Consider the following 783-nt stretch of genomic DNA (forward strand, 5'->3'; position numbering starts at 1 on the left):
ATCGATTCATCTGTTCGGTGTACAACCATCCAGCCGTTTTCGTCAGCATGAGCCATTTTTGCCGTTACCGTGCCCGCGGACATATCTTGATCTGCGCCTTCAATACTTGGGGAGGAAAAACTAAACGCAGAAAAACTGAACAGACATGCTGCTAAACCAAATTTTAGGAATGAGTTGTTGATGGAGTTGTTCATATGTATTCCTTACTTATGTGTGAGATTGCGTAATTGCATTCCATCTTCGTTACGTAGTTTCTCGTAAGAAAGTTCAGATGATATGAAAATAATGCCGATAAATTGAACGGGAGAGGGAAAATCGCTCTGTATTATTGAGCTCTGGTGATCGTTAAAAGCCAGGACAAGCCCCACAGGTAAGGCAGGAACGGTGGCCAGTTTCAGATTATCTTCTTGTCGTCACAGCTTCTTACCAATATTCAAATAAACTAATGATATGACAACCGCTTTTTAACGGGGTGATGCATGGATATCAACGAGTTTGCGACTGGCGAGCATCTTATCTGGAATCTGCTTATTGCCTTGCTATTGGGTGCGATTATCGGGACACAGCGCGGCTGGGTGATGCGAAATAGCGTTGAAGGTAGTCGTGTTGCTGGTATTCGTACGTTCTCTCTCGTCGGGTTACTTGGTGGTCTTGTCGCGATTCTTGCGGATCTCTATTCTCCTTTATTGCTTGGTTTTGCCTTGATTGCGTTGGTGATATTGGCGTGTATCGCGTTTATCATGCAGCAGAAGAAGAGTCGCGATATCAGTATTACTGGCGTGG

Annotated in this window: 1 protein-coding gene and 1 pseudogene; one reads left to right on the forward strand and one right to left on the reverse strand. The window is 44.4% G+C overall.

The features are described from left to right. A pseudogene (locus R7Q48_RS26525) lies at positions 1–194 on the reverse strand (hypothetical protein); the annotation flags it as partial. 285 nt (positions 195–479) lie between these two features. Here R7Q48_RS26525 and R7Q48_RS26530 point away from each other — a divergent pair. Beyond that, positions 480–783 (forward strand): MgtC/SapB family protein (locus R7Q48_RS26530; RefSeq protein WP_318133191.1); only part of this gene is annotated, 304 nt, incomplete at its 3' end.

Source organism: Vibrio sp. 378 (assembly GCF_033339435.1).